The following is a 17,657-nucleotide window of genomic DNA, read 5'->3' as shown; positions in this document are numbered from 1 at the left end:
CATGGCCGCCACGGCGCTCATGCGATGCGCCGCAGCCGCAGCACCAGCGCGACCGGCACCTGCAGCGCGGCCTGATCGAACCGTGCACCGGGCGCGATGTCGGCCGGGTCCAGCATCGGCTCGGCCACCGCATCGATCTCCATCCCCAGCGCCGCACAGGCCGCATGCCAATGGCTGTAGAGATGTTGCGTGTGCCGCACCGCGTACTGCCGGCCATCGGCCTTGAAGTCGCGCCGCCAGCCCAGCGCATGGCCGATCGGATGCACGTCGCTGCACAGTACGATGCCGCCGACGCGGGTAACCCGATGCAGTTCTTCCAGCGCCGGCCATAGCCGCTGCAGATGGCCGACCACCAGGCCGCAGACGCTGAGATCGGCCACCGCATCGTCCAGCGGCAGCTGCTCCAGGCTGCCCTGTTGCAGGCGCATGCGCGCCGCTGGCCAGTGCTGCGACAGCTCGGCGTGCGCACGCTGCAGCATCTGCGGCGACAGATCCACGCCGGTGACCTGCAGCGCGCCGCGCCGCAAGGCATGCAGCATGTAGCGGCCACTGCCGCAGCCGGCGTCCAGCACGTGCTGGCCCTGCAACACGCTCGGCATCAGCGCGAGCATGGCGCGCTCCTCGGCCAGCATCACCGGATTGTGCGCATGCGGCGGATACGCCTGCGCCCACAGCGCATACGCCGCTGCCGGCTCCAGCGTCGGCACTGCGCTCACGACAGCGCACCGCTGGCGGCCATGGCCACACCGGGCCGGTGCGCAGCCTGCGCCACGCGCTGCAGGCCCGGTTCCAGTGCCAGCACCGCCGGATCGGCCAGCGTGGCATCGAGCAGTTTGGGGCGGCCATCCAGCAGTACCGGCACGGTCTGGACACCTGCAGCGTCGAACCAGTCGGCAAAATCCGGGTCGGCGATGCGCGGGACGCCATCGCGTATCACCGCGCGCAGGTCGCTGCGTGCGCAGCCCACCACGCTGTCGGCCGGGTCGCCACCGCGGTCGCGCACGATCACCAGATCCGCCGCCGCCCCTGGCGCCAGGCGTCCACGCGTGGCCATGCGCAGGATGCGCGCCGATTGATGGGTGACCAGGCCGAGCAGCAGATCCGCAGCCAAGCCGCTGCTGGCGGCAATGCGCAGTTCTTCCAGCAGATCGCGCGAACCGCTGACGCGCGAATCGTTGCCCAACGCGAGCCGGCCCGCCATGCACAGGCGCCAGGGGTCGAGCGTGCGACCCAGCAGCGCAAGATTGCTCGACGGGCACCACACCACCGCCGCGCCGCGTGCGATCACCCGCTCGATATCGCACTCGCCCATGCCCACACCGTGGATCAGCACGCTGTTGGAGGCCAGGCAACCAAGCCGATCCAGTTCCTCCAGCTCGGCGGCCGCCGCCGCGTCGGTGCCTTCGGCCAGGTGGATCATCCAGGGATGCTCGGGCGAGGTGGCGACAAAGCTGCCCTGCACCGGTGGGCCATAGCCGGTCCATCCCAGTGCATAGCTCCAGCCGAACTCGCGCAGCAGGCCAACCGGAAAGCCGGCCTCGTCCAGGGTGGCGTGCCACGGGTCGTGCTGCGCCACGCAGGTGACGCCGGCCAGCAGATTCTTCAGTCCACCGTGACGCAGACGCACCGCCTTGGGCACGCGCAGGGCCGCGGCCACCTCGGGATGCTGGAAATGTGCCTGGAATGCCTCGATCCACGCATAGCTGTTGGGAAACGCCGCGCCCTGCGGCAGCGGCGGCACGCAGTTGACCTGCAGATGATCGTGCGCATTGATCAGGCCGGGCGCCAGCACATGCCCCTGCAGGTCCAGGCGCAGGCTGCGCGTGCCGAGCGTGCCGCCGAAGCGCCCCGCGCGGATGGTCAGCGGCGCGCGCGAAGGGCCGGCCAGGGTGATCGAGCGCGCGCCCTGCAGACAGACATCGGCCATGGACATCGGCGTCTCCACTCAGCGCTTGCGCATCACGATCAGGAAGTGGTCGCCCATGTCGCGCAGCAACGGCAGGCCGCCCAGCCGGTCGTCGCACTGCCCCAGGCGCGCGGACAGGCGCGGATGCCGTTCGCAAAAATCCACCAGGTACGGCGGCGGCAGGAACAGGCTCAACGCGCGATAGCGGTCCAGGACGAAGTGCTTGGCGAAGGCACGGTAGAACTCGCGCGGCAGGTGGTACCAGGTCCAGATGGTGTGGCCGTTCATGCCCACCGCGGTGACCCCGCGCGCGGCGCGCACCGCGGCGCGTTTGAACCGCCCGCGCACGCCGTAATGGCCGATTTCCCAGGGGCAGATGCGCCCGATCACCGAGAACACCAGGCAGCCATCGGCGCGCAGCAGACGCGCGCATTCGGCCGCCACCGCCGGCAGATCCGGCGCGCAGTTGAGCGGGCCGAAGTTGGAATACATGCCGTCGAAGCTGCCCTGCAGCTGGTCGAGCTGCTGGATGCCGACATGGGCCGCGCTCAGGCGCTCTTGCAGGCCGTGCGTGGCCGCGCGGTGGCGGGTGCGCTCGACCATCGCCGGCGACCAGTCGGTGGCCAGCACGTGGTAACCGCGACGTGCGAATTCGCCGGCATCCAGGCCGGTACCGCAGCCCAGGTCCACCAGGTGCGAGCCCACCGGCAGTTCGGCCGCGACGGTGTCCCACAAGGTGGTGCGCATGCGCTGGATCAGCGCGTTGTTGCCGCGTGGGCCGTCGTAGTCGGGCGCAACGCTGTCGAACGCGCGTTGCGTCTCCAGCAAGCGCTCCGGGGCCACCGTGCCACCGCGCGCCGCATGCTCATTGACCACCGACATGCGCAGCCTCCCACACCGATCCAGCTGTTCTCACGACACTCTCCAGGCGCGACACCGCCAACGCGGCATCGCTTGATTGACCGGTGAGTGCCACGTGCCGGCGGTTTGGTTGCAGCGTGGGCAGCCTTGCGCAGCGTGCCGCACGACGCTGCGCAGATCAGCCGGCAGCGCGCGGGGTGGCCACCGCGCGGCGCCGCCATGCATTGCGCAACACCGCCGCCAGCACCGCCAGCCCCGCCCCGCCGAGCAGACCGGCGGCCCAGGTGGTGACGGCGTTGGGAAACGCCTGCTGCTCGGGCACGTACAATGGCCACGCCAACGAGGTCTGATAGGTGTAGCGCGTGGTCAGGCGGGCAATCAGATCGTCGCGTTCGCTCTTCAATGCGCGCACGGTGGTGTTGCTGTCGGTCAACAGCACGCCTGCCAGAACCTGGGCCGGCGTGGCCGCGGCGGCGCCCTGCCCGGCCTGCACCTGCTGCTGCAACCGATCGCGGTTGCGGATTGCCGCGCGTAGATCGTCGGTGAGGCCTTGCAGGCGTGTACGCGCCAGTGCGAGCGCCACGGCATTGGTGTCACCGTGCAGGCCCTGCAAGGCGGTCACCGTCGCCATCGCCAGCTTGCGCGCCTGCGCCGACGATTCGGCCCGGATGGTCACCCCGATCAGATTGGCATACGGGTCCGGGTCCGGCTTGAGGCTGCCGCGGTACAGCTGCGCAGCGCGGCTTTTCAGCGGCACGCCGGCCTGGCGCAGCACCGCATCCTGGAACAGCCGCGTCTTCATGCGGTCGATCACGCGCTGGAACGGTTCGACCTTGGGGTCGCGCCCGGCCGGCGTGGGGCCGATCTCGCCGACCTGGATCCAGGCGGTGGCCTCCCACTGCGGCCGGGCCAGGCGGGTGAAGGCCAAGGTCAGTGCTAGCACCACCAGCAGTGCGGCCAGCGCCCAGCGCCATTCGCGGCGCGCGATGCGCCACAGGTCGATCAGATAGATATCGTCGTGTTGAGTCATGGTGCACCGGCTCTGGAACAGGGTGAAGCGAAGCGGCCGCGCATTACGCAGCAGCGGTGGGTACGGCATTGCGGACAGGCAACAGCACCGTGCAGGCATGCAACACCAGGCACAGCGCGACGAAGCCGAAATTGGTCCAGGTGAAGGCCTGCGGCGCAAATGGCGACATCAGGCAGGCATAGGCGATGCGCAGGAAGATCAGCACATGGAAGATCGACAGCGAGCTGTTGAGCAGGCGCACGCTCCACACCAGCCCTGCATACAACGCCAGCAGCGCCAGCAACGCACCCGGCGCCCCCCAGGCCATCAGGAACGGGAAGAATTCGGTCCCTACATTGATGTTGGGCGCGTCCAGCGGAATGCTGGTGCCGGCAGTGGCGATCGAGCCACTGAACGGCACCAGCTGATTGACCAGGAAACTGGCGTTGACATAGCCCTTGGCCAGGATTGCGCCGAAGTTGTACGGCCCGGCGCTGATGTACAGCAGCAACCACTGCACGCCCTGCGGCATGGCGCGATACAAGGCACTGAACGGCAGGGCCACGGTGGCCAGCGAGCCGGAACGCAGTGCGCCGAGGATGGAAAACACCCCGCCACCGGCCAGCACCAGCAGGCCGATGGTCTTCCACGGCAGGCGACGTGCCGGATCGCGGCGCAACAGCATCACCAGCACGAACGAAAACAGCCCCGCAAAGATGCGGTTGCGGTCGATCACCACGATCGGAAACACGAATCCCAGCGTCAGCATCGCCGCACGCAGCCCGCGATGGCGCACGCACAGCAACGCGATCGGCGGCAGGATCCAGCACATGTTGGAGATGTGCCGCACATGCGCGCGCAGCGGGCTCAAGGTGGCATACGAGGACGGATCGCTGAATAGCGGAATCGGAAACAGCGCCACATCCACGATGCAGAACAGCGTCACCACTGCCGCCAGCGTCATCACCAGGAAGGCATCACGGGTGCCGGCGTAACGGTAGGCGCGAAAGCGCTCCACCGCAGGCAACTGCACGCGCAGCACGGCGTCCAGTACACAGGTCGCGGCGGCGGCGGCGGCCAGCAGCGCGATGCCGTCCGCGTAGTCGCCGGGCAGCGCATAGGTCAGCAAGGTCAGCGCGCAGCTGAGCAGCATCGGCAGTGCCAGATAGGTCACCGGCCGGCGTAGCAGCGTGCTCATGCCGGTTTCACCGTGCTGCGCGCCTGCCTGGGCCGCCACCTGGCCGGCAGCGACACCCAGGCATAGGCGAGCAGATGCCCGATCACCCGGTGCGGCCGGCGCTGCAGGAACGCCACCTTTGCGGCGATGTAGTGCGACTGCGCGTGCAGCAAGCTGCGCTCGGGCGCATCGAACAATTCCGCACAGCGCCGTGCCACCTGACGCGACTCGCTCAGGTTGGCGATGCGCGCGCGCACGTCCACGGTCTTGCTGAGGTTGTGGCCATGCAACCGGTACGCGCACACCGGCACGTCGACAAAGCCCAGCGCATCACGCGCGGCCAGACGCAGGAAGAAATCCCAGTCTTCGATCCGCAGCGACTCGTCCCAGCCGGCGCGCGCATCGAAGGCACTGCGGCGCAGCAGCGCCACCGCGCCGCCAACCGCCCACTGCTGGATCACCGCGCGGCGGATGCCGGATGCGGAGCGGTACAGGTCCACATCCACCCGATGCAGGTCGCGCATGGCGCTGCCGTGCAGCAGCTGCCCATGCTGGTCGACCACACAGGCATCGCCGATCACCGCCAGTTTCTGCGGATGCGCGCGCAGGTAGCGCACCTGTGCATCCAGCCCGCCGGCCAGCAGATAATCATCGCTCGCGCCCAGCCGCAGGTACTCGCCGCGCGCACGCAGCGCCAGCTCGTTGAGTGTGGCCGCCACCCCGCGATTGGCGCGCTGTACGAACTGCACCGGCAGCCGGTGGCCATGGCTGGCGATCCACTGCGCAATCTTCTCTCCGGTCGCATCGCTGGAGCCATCATCGATGATGACCAGCTCCTTGCACGGGTACGGGTCCTCCAGCACGCTGTCCAGACAGCGTTGCACGAAGCGTTCGTGGTTGAAGGCCGGGATCAGCACCGAGACCAGCGGCCAGCGCGCGCGCCCGGCGGGTTGGGTGGAATCGCTCATGCCGGCTGCACCAGATAGCGCCGCACCACCACGATGTTGAACAGCAGATACAGCACGTAGTTGGCGAGGAAGGCATACATCGCGCCGATCAGCCCCCATTGCGCGGTGAACAGATACACCAGCGCCAGGTAGCTGGCGGCAAACACGCATTCGGAGATCACGAACAGCCGCGTCATCGCCTTGGCCAGCATCACGTACGACAGCACGAAGGCGGCGATCTTGATCACATCGCCCAGCAGCTGCGGGGCATACAGCGGGGTGGCCTGGGCAAACCGGGCGTCGAACAGCAGCCAGGTCAGCCAATCGCGACACAGGTAGACGCCCAGCGCCATCACGATCACCGCCGGCAGCACATGGCGATACGCGGCGCGCAGCTCGCGCCCGAGCGCTACACGCTCCTGCAGCGATGCCAACTTGGGCAGGTAATACACGTTGATCGCGGTCGTGAAGAACAGCAGATACGCATCCGACACCCGGCTCACCGCCTGCCAGTACCCCACCTGCTGCCAGCCGAACTGCAGCGCCAGATGGTCGCGCACCAGCATGGCCACCAGCTGCGGCACCAGCGTGGAGGTCAGCGTCATCACCGAAAACGCCGCCAGCCTGCGCGTCATCTGCGCATCGAAACGCATGCGCAACATCTCGCGTCGAAAATAACCGCTGCGCCGCAGCGCCGGCACGCCGGCCAGCAACCACAGCACCTGCCCCAGCACCAGCGCCAGCAAGGCGCCCTGCAGCTGTGCCCGGCTGGACAGCCATGCCACCAGTGCCGTGCTCAGCACCGCACCGCTGACCTGCACGAATGCCAGGCGGCGCACATCCATGAAGCCGTTGATCACCGCCAGGACGTAGTTGACCAGTGCGATGCCCAGCTGCGCCACCGCCGCCACGCAGATCAGCGGCCGGTACGCCACATCGCCAAGCAGGCGCTCGGCGATGGCGCCACTGAACAGCAACGCCAGCACCGCCATCACGCAGGCCGCGCAGAACGCGTACCACAGCGCCGCGCTGAGCAGACGTGCCAGCGCAGCCGTATCGTCGCGGTACTCGGCCACGTACTTGACGATGCCGGCACTGATGCCGCCACCCGCCAGCGCCGCCAGCACCGACATCAGATTGAGGAACTGGCCCAGCCGGCCGACCCCTTGCGGGCCGGCGTAGACCGCCACCAGCTTCACCACCACCAGCGCGGCCAGCAGCTTGGCCAGCGTCGCAACGCCGGTGTAGGCGCTGCTGCGCACGACATTCATGCGGGGGCGCCAAACGACTGGCATGCGGCAATCACGCGCGCAACCGACGCATCGTCCAGCGCAGGCCCCATCGGCAGGCTCAGCACCTCGCGGTGCAGCCGCTCGCTCACCGGCAGGCAGGCATCGCCCAAGGTGGTGTAGGCCGGCTGCCGATGCGGCGGCACCGGGTAATGGATCTGGGTATGGATGCCCGAGCGCAGCAGATGCGCCTGCAAGGCATCGCGCTGGGCGCTGCGCACCACGAACAGATGCCAGACGTGCTGGGCTTCGGCCACCACCGTCGGCAAGGTGATCAGGGGGTTGTCGATGCCGTGCAGGTAGCGCTGCGCCACCGCGCGGCGGCGGGCGATCTCATCGTCCAGATAGCCCAGCTTAACCCGCAGGAACGCCGCCTGCATCTCGTCCAGCCGCGAGTTCACGCCCTGGCAGAGGTGGTGATACTTCACCTGCGAACCGTAGTTGCGCAGCGCGCGGATGCGCTCGGCCAGGCGCGTATCCGAGGTCACCACTGCGCCGCCGTCGCCGAGTGCGCCCAGGTTCTTGGTCGGGAAAAAACTGAACGCCGCCGCATCGCCGAAGGCGCCGGCACGTCGCCCGTGCGCACTGGCACCATGCGCCTGCGCGGCATCTTCGATCAGCAGCAGCCCGTAGCGATGCGCCAGCGTCTGTAGCGCCGCCACATCCACCAACTGCCCATACAGATGCACCGCCATGATGGCGCGCGTGCGCGGGCCGATCGCCTTCTCCACACTGGCCGGGTCGATGTTGAAGGTCGCAGGGTCCGGCTCCACCGGTACCAGCACCAGGTGGTTCTGACTGATCGCAAGAAAGGTGGCGATGAAGGTATTGGCAGGCACGATGATTTCGTCGCCCTCGCGCAACACGCCCAGCTCGCGATAGCCGCGCAGGATCAGCGACAACGCATCCAGCCCGTTGCCCACACCCACCGCCTGCGCAGCGCCGCAGTAGCTGGCGAATTCTTCCTCGAAGGCGGCCAACTCCTGCCCAAGCACATACCAGCCGGCATCGATCACCCGCGCCGCAGCGACCTTCAGCTCATCCGCATACCGCGCATTGACCGCGCGCAAATCCAAGAACGGCACATCCATTACAGCATCCACCGATAAAAATCCTGTACCACGGCGCGTGCGCCGAAACGTTCCTTTTGTTCGACCAGACCGTCGTTGAGCACCTGGCCGGCCTGCTCGGTCGAGATACCGAAGCTGAAGTAATGGCGCTGCGCATACACCTGGGTGATCAGCTCGGCCAGCAGCAGGCTCAGCGCATCCAGCTGGCGACCGCGCGCGGACACCGCCAGATACTGGGTATGCACACTGCGACCGAAATCCAGCACCAGCGCTGCCGCCAACAGCTCCCCTTCGGCTCGCGCCTCATGCAGCACGATCTGCTGCGGAAACCGGCGTTGCAGCAATTGCAGCTCGTCCAGCCGATGGGTCGGCGCCACGTGGTGGCGCTGCAACACCTCGGTCAGCAGGGCATGAAATTCATCGAGTTGGGTGCCGACCTGGATCTGCATACCGGCCTTGCGTGCCTTGCCCAGCGAGCGTCGACGTTCGGCGCTGAACGCAAACGGCTCGCGCAACGCGATCGCCGAGGACAGATCGCGCCGGTACAGCTGCGCGCCCACGCGATGCAGGGCATACAGGTCTTCTTCGGCCGGATATGCGTGAAAGATATGCGGCACCGGCTTGTACACAAGCTCGCGCACCCCGCGCGCGCGATAGTGCGCGGCGATCTGTTCGAACACCTGCAAGGTCGCACCCGCGCGCAAGGCCGTGGACGACAGCAGGCCCGCATAGGTCAGGCCGGCGTGGCTGCTGACACAGTCGCCCTCCACGTTTGCCGGCAACACCGCCACCACCTCGCCACCGCGCTCGATCAGCAACGATGCGTCCACGAAGCGGTCGGCGTGATAGTCCATGTAGCCGCGCCGATGCAACACATTGCCATTGCGCGAGGACGCCACCAAGGCATCCCAGGCAGGCGCATCGCCGGGCAGATACGGCCTAACCGAAAACATGGCGCCCCTGCAGGTCCGGCGGCAACGCTGCATCGGCCAGGCCGAAGCCGGCCTGGCCCATCGCATTGCCGTTGTAGAACATCAACAGCCGATCATGCTGCTGGATCAAGGCCGGGTAACAGAGTGTTTGCGCATCCCAGCCCTGCTCGGACAGCTGCAGCCCCAGCTGACTGTCATCGCGCTGCCACTGCACACCGTCGCGACTGGCCGCGAAACCCGGGAAATAACCGCCGTGCGTATCGCCGCGGGTGAAATACATCAGATAGCGATCACCCAGGCGATACACGCGCGGACGGCCGATGCGGTATTCGTCGCCCTGCGGACGCAGGCACACCACATCGTCGGCAGGGATGCAGCGCAGATCGTCGGTCTCCGCATAGCGGATGTGGTAGCGCGGATACGGCTGGCCGCCGATGGTTTCCCAATCGTCGCCCACCGCGTACCACAGCCGCCACCGCCCCTCCTCGAAACGTGCCGAATGCACCGCGGCAATCGTGCTGCGCCCGGGCGCGCGATCCAGCAGCGGTGTGTCCTGCAAGCGCTGGAAACGCTCGCCGCCGTCGCGGGACAGCGCAAGCCCGGTGAAGGCCAGGAACTTGGCCTTGGCCACACGCTGGAAGCCGACATAGAACATGTACAGCCCATCCGGCCCGGCCACCACATCGCCGAGAATCATGCCGTTGTCGTCGAAACAGCCAGCGCGGCCGATGTCCAGCACCGGCTGCCGGCTGACACCGACGATCTGCGTCGGTGCGTCGGCGCGTACGTCCACATAACCGATCCGGCTCACGCCCTGCGCATCGCGAAAGCCCGCATAGACACGCAGCACCTGCGCCGACAACCGGTAGGGCGTCGGCGTCAGCGCGGCGTGCTGCATCCAGCCACCCACGCCATCGCGTGCGACGTCGAACACCAGGCCGCGCTTGGTCCAGGCAAACATGCTCACAGCTCCACGTCGAAGCTGGATCTACCGGCCACCGCGCGCGCCGGCGAGCCGACGTAGACACGCTCGGCATCGGTGTGCCGGGTGACCAGCGCACCGGCGCCGATGATGTTGTCGGCGGCGATGCGCACCTTGTCGCTGAGCGTGGCGTTGACACCGATGAAGCTGCCGCGCCCGATCTCGCAATAGCCGGAAATCACCGCGTGCGAGGCGATGAAGACATTGTCCTGCACCACCGTGCGGTGGCCGATATGGTTGCCGCTCCACAGGATGCAGTTGTCGCCGATCCGGGTGAACGGCTGGATCACGTTGCCTTCGAACAGGAAACAGTTGGCGCCGATCTGCGCATTGCGCCAGACGAACGCACGCGAGCTGACATAGCTGGCGCAGCGATAGCCACGCCGCAGCATGTCCTGGAAAAAGCGCGTCCGCAGGCGATTGAGCTGGGTGGCCGGGATGGCGACGAAGACCTCGTACTGTTCGGGCGGATAGCGCTGCTCGAGCTCTTCGTAGGCCACCACCGGCAACTCGGCCAGCGTGGGCCGCAACAGGAAATCGCGCTCCACGCTGAAGGCCACCACCGTGTAGTCGCTGTCGTGCTGAAAATACTCGCAGGCGATCTGCGCAAATTCGCCTGCGCCCACGATCACCAGGGGCTTGTGCACGCTCATGCTTCCAGCCTGCGTGCGTCCAGACCGCTGCCAGCGCGCACTTCGCTGAGGAACTGGTCGTAATCGAGAATGTAGTCGGCGGGATCGTAGAACTGGTCGGCCAGCACCATCAGCACGCAGTCGGGGCTGAAGCGATGCAGGTCGCGCCACACCATGCGGCCGAGCAGCAGGCCCTGCGATGGATCGTCCAGCACCACTTCCTGCTGGCCGTGGCCGTCGCCCTGATCCAGCAGGATCGTCACCGAGCCGTGCAAGGCCACCGCCAGCTGGTTGAGCCGCCGGTGCGCATGCTGTCCACGATGGACGCCGTTGCGGGTGCCGAACAGGTAATACACACGACGTATCTCGAACGGGACATTGCGCTGCTGCTCCAACGAGATGAGCAGCCCGCGATCGTCGCCGTGGGTATGCAACTGGATGCGTTCGATGGCCATGATCGGAAGGGCGTAACCGCTGACTGCACGTAGTGCGACATGCCTGAGTGCGCCGGCATGCGCGAAAGGTTGCGCGGCGTCACGGCGCTGCGAACCCAGGTGCGCGCAAGCGCAGTCGCTGCCGCCAACACCGTGCCAAGGCACGTCATCCGCGTACGGCGATGCAACCTTTCAGCGGCCGCACCGCACATATCGGTGCACGTTCACGTGGCCGCAGTTCGGCCGGCGTGGGGAGCCAGGCCTGGCAGCGCACCGCGCACTGCCGGATCCAACGACACCAGCGCAGGACACCGATCGATGAGTTCATCCCCCCACGCGCCCGACGCGGTTGCAGCCGACAGTGCCAGTGCGCTGCCGGAGCAGACCGCACTGCCGGCGCGCGTCATTCCGCTGCCCAGACCGATGCGCGTATTGCATTGGCTGACAGTGTTCTGCCTGGCCATGGCGGCCGCGCTGATCCTGCTGCGCGCCGAGCTGGAAGGACGCGCCCTGCGGCAGTGGCTGATGGAAGGCCATCGCCACTTCGGTTTGATGGTGCTGCTGCTGTTCGTCCTGCGGGTGGGCCTGCGCATCCGGCTGCGCGCGTTGCCGCCCGGCCCGCCATCGCCGTTGCCGATGCGGCTGGCTGCAGGCGCCACCCACCTCGCGCTGTACGGCTTGATGGTCGCCTTGCCACTGATCGGCTGGTCGTTGAGCAATGCCTACGCCAAACCGGTCTATCTGTTCGGACTGACGCTGCCCAATCTGGTTGCGCCGGATGAAGACCTGGCCGACACCCTGAGCACCTGGCACTTGAATGCCGCCTGGGTGTTGCTGGCCTTGGTGATTGCGCATATCGGCGCCGCCCTCTGGCACCACCTGGTGTTGCGCGATGGCCTGCTGCACCGCGTGCTGCCGGGAAAACGCCGATGAGCTCCGCCGTGTTGCCCGCCGTCTCCCACTCCCGCCGCGCCGAACCCCGTACCGTCGAACAAGGACTTTCCATGCCTACTCCCCAGCCCGCTCCGCGTCGCACCACTGCCACGCGCACCGCTTCCCTGACCTCCTTGTTGTGCGTGTCCGGCCCGTTGCTGCTGCTGGCCAGCACCCAGGCGCAGGCGATTCCCTCGTTCGCACGCCAGACCGGTTCGTCGTGCGCGGACTGCCATGTCGGCTCCTACGGTCCGTCGCTGACGCCGTACGGCATGCGCTTCAAGCTCGGCGGCTTCACCGATACCGACGGCAACGGCACCAAGATCCCGGCCTCCGGCCAGGTCACCTGGACCCGGCGCAATCCCAGCCGCGGCGACAGCAGCGCACGCATCAACGAAGCGGACCTGTATCTGGCCGGACGGGTCAACGACCACGTCGGCGGTTACTCCAAGATCCGCTCCAACAACGGCGGCAACGACACCTTCAACACCCAGCTCGACGATGTGGATTTGCGCTTTGTCAGCAAGCCGTTCCAGCTGGCCGGTAAGGACGCGATGGTCGGCGTCAGCATCAACAACAATCCCGGCGTGTCCGACCCGATCCAGGTGCTGCCCAATGCATCGACGTTGAGCCCGGTGTCCAACGCCGGCTCGGCCAGCATGCTCAGTTCGTCCTCGCTCTCCAACCGCGTGATCGGCGCCACCGTGTACGGCCTGTTCGACCGCAACTGGTACGGCGAAGTCGGCAGCTACAGCGCGCTGTCCACCGACGCGCAGGACCACCTGGGCTGGAACCCCAACGGCGACCCGGGCAAGCTCAGCGACACCGGCTATGCGCGCCTTGCCTACATGAAGGACATGAAGCGGCAGTTCTTCTCGGCCGGCCTGACCGCCATGACCACGCGCCGCCAGCGGCTGCGCAGCGGCGGCCCCAGCGATGACCTCACCGACTTGGGCTACGACCTGACCTATCAGTTCCTCGGTACCCGCGAGCACGTGCTGTCGCTGGCCTACGTCAACATCTACGAGCGCCGCAAATACGGCAGCCCGCTGCTGCCGACCGACCCGAGCATGTCCCCGCGCGATCGCGGCAGCGTGCGCGACCAGAACATCAGCATGAACTACGCGTTCAAGCAGACCTACGGCGTGCTGGCGGCGCATCTGATCAACAGCGGCTCGTTCGATGTGGCGCGCTATCAGCCCTACGGCATCCCCGACACCACCGCCAATCTGATCCTGCTGTACTGGACCCCGTTCGGCAAGGAAGGCACCTACACCACCAATGCCAACGTGCGGTTCGCGGCAACCTGGTTCCGCTTCGACAAGTTCAACGGCAGCACCAGCAATGTGTTCGGTGGCGGCATCCCGATCACCAACCCGCGCGATCTCGACAGCTTCGCGCTGTCGGTCAATGTCTCGTTCTGATCCCCCGCACGCGTAAGGACCCCCATGAAGTCATTCCACCAGACCCTGTTGTGTGCCCCGCTGGCCGGCCTGCTGCTGGCCGGCGCCCTGCTTGCCCCGCCTGCGCACGCGGCCGACGGCAAAGGCGTTTTCATGACCGAATGCGCCGAATGCCACAGCGCCGCCCAGGGCAAGAACAAGAAGGGCCCGTCGATGTTCGGCGTGGCCGGGCGCCCGGCCGCCAGCCTGGCCGACTACAGCAATTACTCCGATGCGCTCAAGGCAAGCAAGTGGCAGTGGACGCCTGCCCAGCTCAAGACCTATCTGTCGCAGTCGTCCTCCAAGGCCTTGCCGGGCACCAAGATGAAGTACGAAGGCCTGGAAGATCAAAAGGAACTCGACGCGCTGATCGCCTACCTCAACACCCTGCACTGATCGACACCGGCGCGCTGCCGGTTGGCATCCGGAAGCGCGCTCGCCGGCGCATACCGGCACAGGTGCGCGTTGCCTGTGCCGGTTCCTTCGCGTATACGGACGGAACAACCGCCGTCGCAGCGGTCTCGTCTTGCGTGATGGGTCACTATCGCGCCCCTGTTCCATGTAGACGCCTACCCCATTGCCGAATGCCTTGACTGCCAGGCCCTACCCGCTCCGGACGCGACGCAGCTGCGCCTGCGACGGGCAGCCGTGGCTCGCGAGCGGCCACTGGGCGGGCCGGCGACGCTGCCACACGCCCCGGGGCATGCCGCACTGCCGGCATGCCCAAGCCGCACGCCGACGCGCCGCGTTGCGCCACTGCCTGCTGCTGGCCCTGGTGTTGGGCCCGGGCAACGCCATCGCCGGCACGGTCGGCGGCGCGGTGGCGCTGACCTCGCAGTTGATCGACCGCGGCATCTCGATCGCGCCCAACAAGGCCACCCTGCAGACCGCCGGCTACTGGCTGCCCGCACCGGGCTGGTCGATGTCGGCGTCGGTCGCGCTGCAATCGCCCTCGCTGAGCAGGCCGGTGGCGGTGACCGCCCAGGCCGCACGCGCCTGGATGCTGGGCGACCGCTGGCAGATGCAGGCCAGCGCGCTGTATTACGGCTACCCCACCAACCAGGCCACGCGCACCTTCGACCGCCAGGAGGCCAGCCTGGCCTGGTCCTATCGCGACGTGCTGACCTTCTCGGTGTCGACCTTCAATTTCCCGCGCGCCGACCAGTCGCCGTGGAATATCGCCATCGACGTCACCGCCAATGTCCCGCTGCGCGACGACCTCAGCCTGACGGTCGGCGCCGGCTCATCACGTTTCCCGGCGATGGCCTACGGCGCCGCCCGGTCCGGCCGCTATCAGTATGGGCAATTCGGCCTGCGCTGGAGTCGGGACCGATGGACGCTGAAGCTGGAACGCATCGTCACCAGCGACAACACCCCACGCCTGCAGGGCGGCCCCGGCGAAACGCCCTGGCTGAGTACCGCGTCGGTCACCTTCTGATCCCCACGCAACCTTTTGCCCGCCCGCGTGCACTGACATGCGTCCTAAGCCGTGCCTGCCTCGATGAATGATTCCGACACCCTGGGTGATGCCACCGATCGCATGCTGCTGCGCCGCATGGCGGCGGGCGATCGCGCCGCGTTGTCCACCATGTACACCAGCTATCACGGCCGGCTGTGCCGCTTCCTGTCGCGCCTGACCCGGCGCCCGGACATCATCGAAGAAGCCATCAACGACTGTTTCTGGATCGCCTGGCAGAAGGCCGGCGACTTCCGCGGCGATTCGCAGGTTTCGACCTGGATCATGGGCATTGCCTATCGCTGCGGCCTCAAATGCCTGCGCCAGCACGACGGCGAGGCCATCGACGATACCGCGGTGGTGGAAGACCACGCCCCCAGCGCCGACGACAACGACGACCGCGAGCTGCGCGACTGGCTCGACAAGGGCATGGAACGGCTGTCGCCGGACCAGCGCCTGGTGATCGAACTGGTCTACGGCGTCGGCCACAAGCTGGAAGAAGTCGCCGAGATCATGCAGTGCCCGGTAGGCACCATCAAGGCCCGGCTGTTCCATGCGCGGGTCAAATTACGCAATGTGCTGCCCGGCCTGGCCGGCAGCGCCCCCTATACGGAGACCATGCAATGAAGACGTTTTTCATCGCGCCTGGCAAGGAATGCTCGCACGCCTGGGAACTGATGCCCGCGGTCCTGCTCGACAGCGCCACCGAGGAAGAGAACACCTGGCTGATCGCGCACGTGGCCAAGTGCGCCTCGTGCAGTGCCGAGTTCGCCCAGCAGAACCGCCTGCGCCAGGCGCTGGCGCTGCCGTCTGCGGTAAAGCTGGACGCCAACGCCGGCCTGCAGCGTCTGCTCGGCCGCCTGGACGCGCCGGAGCAGGCCAGCGCGCCCGCGCCGCCGGCAGCGCGCCGCTCCGGTAGCTGGACGGTGCGCGCGTTGGCGGCCGCGGCGCTGGTGCAGGCGATCGGCCTGGGCGTCATGGGCGTCAGGCTGGCCGCGCCTGCGCCCTCGCACGACTACCGCACGCTCAGCAGCGCCACCGCCCAGCCGGTGCCGCAAGGCGCCATCCGGGTGGTGCCGGACGCCAAGATGACCGTGGCCGACTGGGACCGCCTGCTGCATGCACAGCAGTTGCAGGTGATCGGCGGGCCCAACGAGATGGGCGCCTACACCGTGGTGCCGGCCCAGCCGCAACCGCCGGCCCAGCCGCAGCAGACCGTGCAGCAACTGCGCGCCAACCCGGGCATCCGCATGGCCGAGATCGTGTCCGCACCATGAAGCGCCTGCTCGCCATCGGCATCATCGCCGCCTGCATCGGCCTCGCTACGCAGGCCAGCGCGCAGGAGCCGGCACCCGTCGCCGCCAGCACCAGCACGCCACCGGCGGCCGATGCGCACACGCCCGACAGCAGCCGCGACATCCTGCTGGCGGTGGCCAATCCGCTCAGCGCACCGCCGGCCCGCGCCGGGTCCAGCCTGATCGGCTACGCCTCCAGCTATTACGGCGCCGGTCAGAAGGCCGCCGTGCGCATGGAAGCACTCAAGCAGCGCTACAAGCTGCGCGAAGTCTCCGGCTGGCCGATCACCTCGCTGGGCCTGTATTGCGCCGTGCTGCAGCCGCCGCCGGGCGTGTCGCGCGACGAACTGGTCAGCGCGCTGGCCGACGACGACGGCGTGGAGCTGGTGCAACCGGTGCAGGATTTCTCGGTGTTTTCCGCCGACGCATCGGAAAAGACCACCGCGCTGTCCGGCTACAACGACCCCTATGTGGATCTGCAGCGCGGCTTCATCGCCACCGATGCGGCCAGCGCGCAGACCGTCACCCAGGGCCGCGGCGTGGTGGTGGCGGTGGTCGACACCGGCGTGGACACCACGCATGCCGACCTGAAGGCGCGCATCCGCGACGTGCACGACCTGGTCGACGATTCGCCGGTGATGACCAGCAGCGACTCGCACGGCACCGAGGTGGCCGGCATCATCGCCGCCGGCAGCAACAACCATCAAGGCATCGTCGGCATGGCGCCCAAGGCCATGCTGAGCATCTACAAGGCCTGCTGGTATGCGCCCACGGTCGGCGCCACCGCACGCTGCAACACCTTCACCCTGGCCAAGGCGCTGGCGGCGATCAACAACAGCTCCGCGCGCGTGATCAACCTGAGCCTGGGCGGCCCAGCCGACCCGCTGCTGAGCAAGATGCTGCAGCACCTGGTGCAGCAGGGCCGCATCGTGGTCGCCGCGATGCCGCCCAACGGCCGGCTGGACGGTTTTCCCAACGATGTGCCGGGCGTGCTGGTGGTACGCAGCAGCAGCCCCACCGCGGCCATGCCCGGCGTGCTCAGCGCGCCCGGCAAGGACATCCTGACCACCCAGCCGAACGGCCGCTACGACTTCACCTCTGGCTCCTCGATGGCCACCGCGCATGTCAGCGGCGTGGTCGCGTTGCTGTTGTCGCTGTCGCCGTCGCTGGACGCCACCGCATTGCGCGAGCTGATGCAGCGCACCAGCAAGCTCTCCGACGGCCAGTTGCAGGTCAACGCCGGTGCCGCCGTGCAGGCGCTGGCGCCTCCCGCCAGACATTCCAACTGACGA

The 17,657-nt window shown here is 67.6% G+C and carries 19 protein-coding genes; 7 read left to right on the top strand and 12 right to left on the bottom strand.

Annotation, left to right across the window (positions count from 1 at the left end):
- Positions 1-17: 17 nt before the first annotated feature.
- The 12 genes from DYQ94_RS03030 to DYQ94_RS02975 all read right to left on the bottom strand — a co-directional run bounded on the left by DYQ94_RS03030 (position 18) and on the right by DYQ94_RS02975 (position 11,260).
- Positions 18-716 (bottom strand): class I SAM-dependent methyltransferase, encoded by a 699-nt coding sequence (locus DYQ94_RS03030; RefSeq protein ID WP_160954970.1) that lies wholly within the window; start codon positions 714-716, stop codon positions 18-20.
- Positions 713-1,933, bottom strand: coding sequence for an amidohydrolase family protein (locus DYQ94_RS03025; RefSeq protein ID WP_160954971.1), 1,221 nt, complete (start codon positions 1,931-1,933; stop codon positions 713-715). Before DYQ94_RS03025 ends, DYQ94_RS03030 begins: the two co-directional genes overlap by 4 nt.
- 12 nt (positions 1,934-1,945) lie before the next feature.
- Positions 1,946-2,788 (bottom strand): class I SAM-dependent methyltransferase, encoded by an 843-nt coding sequence (locus DYQ94_RS03020; RefSeq protein WP_126965646.1) that lies wholly within the window; start codon positions 2,786-2,788, stop codon positions 1,946-1,948.
- 157 nt (positions 2,789-2,945) lie between these two features.
- Positions 2,946-3,797 carry a Wzz/FepE/Etk N-terminal domain-containing protein gene (locus DYQ94_RS03015; protein WP_126965645.1) on the bottom strand — a complete coding sequence of 284 codons (852 nt, stop codon included), beginning with the start codon at positions 3,795-3,797 and terminating at the stop codon, positions 2,946-2,948.
- A gap of 43 nt (positions 3,798-3,840) precedes the next feature.
- Positions 3,841-4,974, bottom strand: a complete 1,134-nt coding sequence (locus DYQ94_RS03010; RefSeq protein WP_160954972.1) for a hypothetical protein — start codon at positions 4,972-4,974, stop codon at positions 3,841-3,843.
- Entirely contained in the window at positions 4,971-5,921 is a 951-nt protein-coding gene (locus tag DYQ94_RS03005; RefSeq protein ID WP_126965643.1) for a glycosyltransferase, read from the bottom strand. The genes DYQ94_RS03010 and DYQ94_RS03005 overlap by 4 nt, the downstream gene beginning before the upstream one ends.
- Complete coding sequence (locus DYQ94_RS03000) at positions 5,918-7,171, bottom strand: O-antigen translocase (protein ID WP_126965642.1); 1,254 nt, start codon at positions 7,169-7,171, stop codon at positions 5,918-5,920. Before DYQ94_RS03000 ends, DYQ94_RS03005 begins: the two co-directional genes overlap by 4 nt.
- Positions 7,168-8,280 carry a DegT/DnrJ/EryC1/StrS family aminotransferase gene (locus DYQ94_RS02995; protein WP_126965641.1) on the bottom strand — a complete coding sequence of 371 codons (1,113 nt, stop codon included), beginning with the start codon at positions 8,278-8,280 and terminating at the stop codon, positions 7,168-7,170. Before DYQ94_RS02995 ends, DYQ94_RS03000 begins: the two co-directional genes overlap by 4 nt.
- Positions 8,280-9,191 carry a GNAT family N-acetyltransferase gene (locus DYQ94_RS02990; RefSeq protein ID WP_126965664.1) on the bottom strand — a complete coding sequence of 304 codons (912 nt, stop codon included), beginning with the start codon at positions 9,189-9,191 and terminating at the stop codon, positions 8,280-8,282. Before DYQ94_RS02990 ends, DYQ94_RS02995 begins: the two co-directional genes overlap by 1 nt.
- A 7-nt stretch (positions 9,192-9,198) precedes the next feature.
- On the bottom strand, positions 9,199-10,152 hold the full coding sequence (locus DYQ94_RS02985) for a glycoside hydrolase family protein (protein WP_126965640.1): 954 nt from the start codon (positions 10,150-10,152) through the stop codon (positions 9,199-9,201).
- Positions 10,153-10,154: 2 nt separating this feature from the next.
- Positions 10,155-10,826 (bottom strand): acetyltransferase, encoded by a 672-nt coding sequence (locus DYQ94_RS02980; RefSeq protein ID WP_016902086.1) that lies wholly within the window; start codon positions 10,824-10,826, stop codon positions 10,155-10,157.
- Entirely contained in the window at positions 10,823-11,260 is a 438-nt protein-coding gene (locus DYQ94_RS02975; RefSeq protein ID WP_016902088.1) for a sugar 3,4-ketoisomerase, read from the bottom strand. Before DYQ94_RS02975 ends, DYQ94_RS02980 begins: the two co-directional genes overlap by 4 nt.
- A 297-nt stretch (positions 11,261-11,557) precedes the next feature.
- Between DYQ94_RS02975 and DYQ94_RS02970 the strand changes: the two genes are divergently transcribed.
- From DYQ94_RS02970 to DYQ94_RS02940, 7 genes are all read left to right on the top strand, one after another.
- Positions 11,558-12,172, top strand: coding sequence for a cytochrome b (locus DYQ94_RS02970; protein ID WP_160954974.1), 615 nt, complete (start codon positions 11,558-11,560; stop codon positions 12,170-12,172).
- Between the two features lie 71 nt (positions 12,173-12,243).
- On the top strand, positions 12,244-13,596 hold the full coding sequence (locus DYQ94_RS02965) for a hypothetical protein (RefSeq protein ID WP_024940349.1): 1,353 nt from the start codon (positions 12,244-12,246) through the stop codon (positions 13,594-13,596).
- A gap of 24 nt (positions 13,597-13,620) precedes the next feature.
- The gene (locus DYQ94_RS02960; RefSeq protein ID WP_016902092.1) at positions 13,621-14,010 is read left to right on the top strand and encodes a c-type cytochrome; all 390 of its coding nucleotides are present in this window, start codon (positions 13,621-13,623) and stop codon (positions 14,008-14,010) included.
- 307 nt (positions 14,011-14,317) lie between these two features.
- Positions 14,318-15,052, top strand: a complete 735-nt coding sequence (locus tag DYQ94_RS02955) for a hypothetical protein (protein WP_160954975.1) — start codon at positions 14,318-14,320, stop codon at positions 15,050-15,052.
- A 63-nt stretch (positions 15,053-15,115) separates the two neighbouring features.
- A complete protein-coding gene (locus tag DYQ94_RS02950; RefSeq protein ID WP_065032352.1) occupies positions 15,116-15,697 on the top strand; it encodes a sigma-70 family RNA polymerase sigma factor in 582 nt (193 codons plus the stop codon).
- Positions 15,694-16,347: a zf-HC2 domain-containing protein gene (locus DYQ94_RS02945; protein WP_024940346.1), complete on the top strand. Its 654-nt coding sequence runs from the start codon at positions 15,694-15,696 to the stop codon at positions 16,345-16,347. The genes DYQ94_RS02950 and DYQ94_RS02945 overlap by 4 nt, the downstream gene beginning before the upstream one ends.
- On the top strand, positions 16,344-17,654 hold the full coding sequence (locus DYQ94_RS02940; protein ID WP_104575163.1) for a S8 family serine peptidase: 1,311 nt from the start codon (positions 16,344-16,346) through the stop codon (positions 17,652-17,654). Before DYQ94_RS02945 ends, DYQ94_RS02940 begins: the two co-directional genes overlap by 4 nt.
- The last annotated feature ends 3 nt before the right edge of the window (positions 17,655-17,657 follow it).

The organism is Xanthomonas sp. LMG 8993, from assembly GCF_009835065.2.
Taxonomy (GTDB): domain Bacteria; phylum Pseudomonadota; class Gammaproteobacteria; order Xanthomonadales; family Xanthomonadaceae; genus Xanthomonas; species Xanthomonas arboricola.
The sequence above is the reverse complement of the archived record's forward strand: the minus strand, read 5'-3'. Positions and strand labels throughout refer to the sequence as shown.

Coding starts and splice junctions, on each gene's coding strand:
- DYQ94_RS03025 (WP_160954971.1), bottom strand. CDS start 1,933: ATGTCCATGGCCGATGTCTGTCTGCAGGGCGCGCGCTCGATCACCCTG.
- DYQ94_RS03020 (WP_126965646.1), bottom strand. CDS start 2,788: ATGTCGGTGGTCAATGAGCATGCGGCGCGCGGTGGCACGGTGGCCCCG.
- DYQ94_RS03015 (WP_126965645.1), bottom strand. CDS start 3,797: ATGACTCAACACGACGATATCTATCTGATCGACCTGTGGCGCATCGCG.
- DYQ94_RS03010 (WP_160954972.1), bottom strand. CDS start 4,974: ATGAGCACGCTGCTACGCCGGCCGGTGACCTATCTGGCACTGCCGATG.
- DYQ94_RS03005 (WP_126965643.1), bottom strand. CDS start 5,921: ATGAGCGATTCCACCCAACCCGCCGGGCGCGCGCGCTGGCCGCTGGTC.
- DYQ94_RS03000 (WP_126965642.1), bottom strand. CDS start 7,171: ATGAATGTCGTGCGCAGCAGCGCCTACACCGGCGTTGCGACGCTGGCC.
- DYQ94_RS02995 (WP_126965641.1), bottom strand. CDS start 8,280: ATGGATGTGCCGTTCTTGGATTTGCGCGCGGTCAATGCGCGGTATGCG.
- DYQ94_RS02985 (WP_126965640.1), bottom strand. CDS start 10,152: ATGTTTGCCTGGACCAAGCGCGGCCTGGTGTTCGACGTCGCACGCGAT.
- DYQ94_RS02980 (WP_016902086.1), bottom strand. CDS start 10,826: ATGAGCGTGCACAAGCCCCTGGTGATCGTGGGCGCAGGCGAATTTGCG.
- DYQ94_RS02975 (WP_016902088.1), bottom strand. CDS start 11,260: ATGGCCATCGAACGCATCCAGTTGCATACCCACGGCGACGATCGCGGG.
- DYQ94_RS02970 (WP_160954974.1), top strand. CDS start 11,558: ATGAGTTCATCCCCCCACGCGCCCGACGCGGTTGCAGCCGACAGTGCC.
- DYQ94_RS02965 (WP_024940349.1), top strand. CDS start 12,244: ATGCCTACTCCCCAGCCCGCTCCGCGTCGCACCACTGCCACGCGCACC.
- DYQ94_RS02960 (WP_016902092.1), top strand. CDS start 13,621: ATGAAGTCATTCCACCAGACCCTGTTGTGTGCCCCGCTGGCCGGCCTG.
- DYQ94_RS02955 (WP_160954975.1), top strand. CDS start 14,318: ATGCCGCACTGCCGGCATGCCCAAGCCGCACGCCGACGCGCCGCGTTG.
- DYQ94_RS02950 (WP_065032352.1), top strand. CDS start 15,116: ATGAATGATTCCGACACCCTGGGTGATGCCACCGATCGCATGCTGCTG.
- DYQ94_RS02945 (WP_024940346.1), top strand. CDS start 15,694: ATGAAGACGTTTTTCATCGCGCCTGGCAAGGAATGCTCGCACGCCTGG.
- DYQ94_RS02940 (WP_104575163.1), top strand. CDS start 16,344: ATGAAGCGCCTGCTCGCCATCGGCATCATCGCCGCCTGCATCGGCCTC.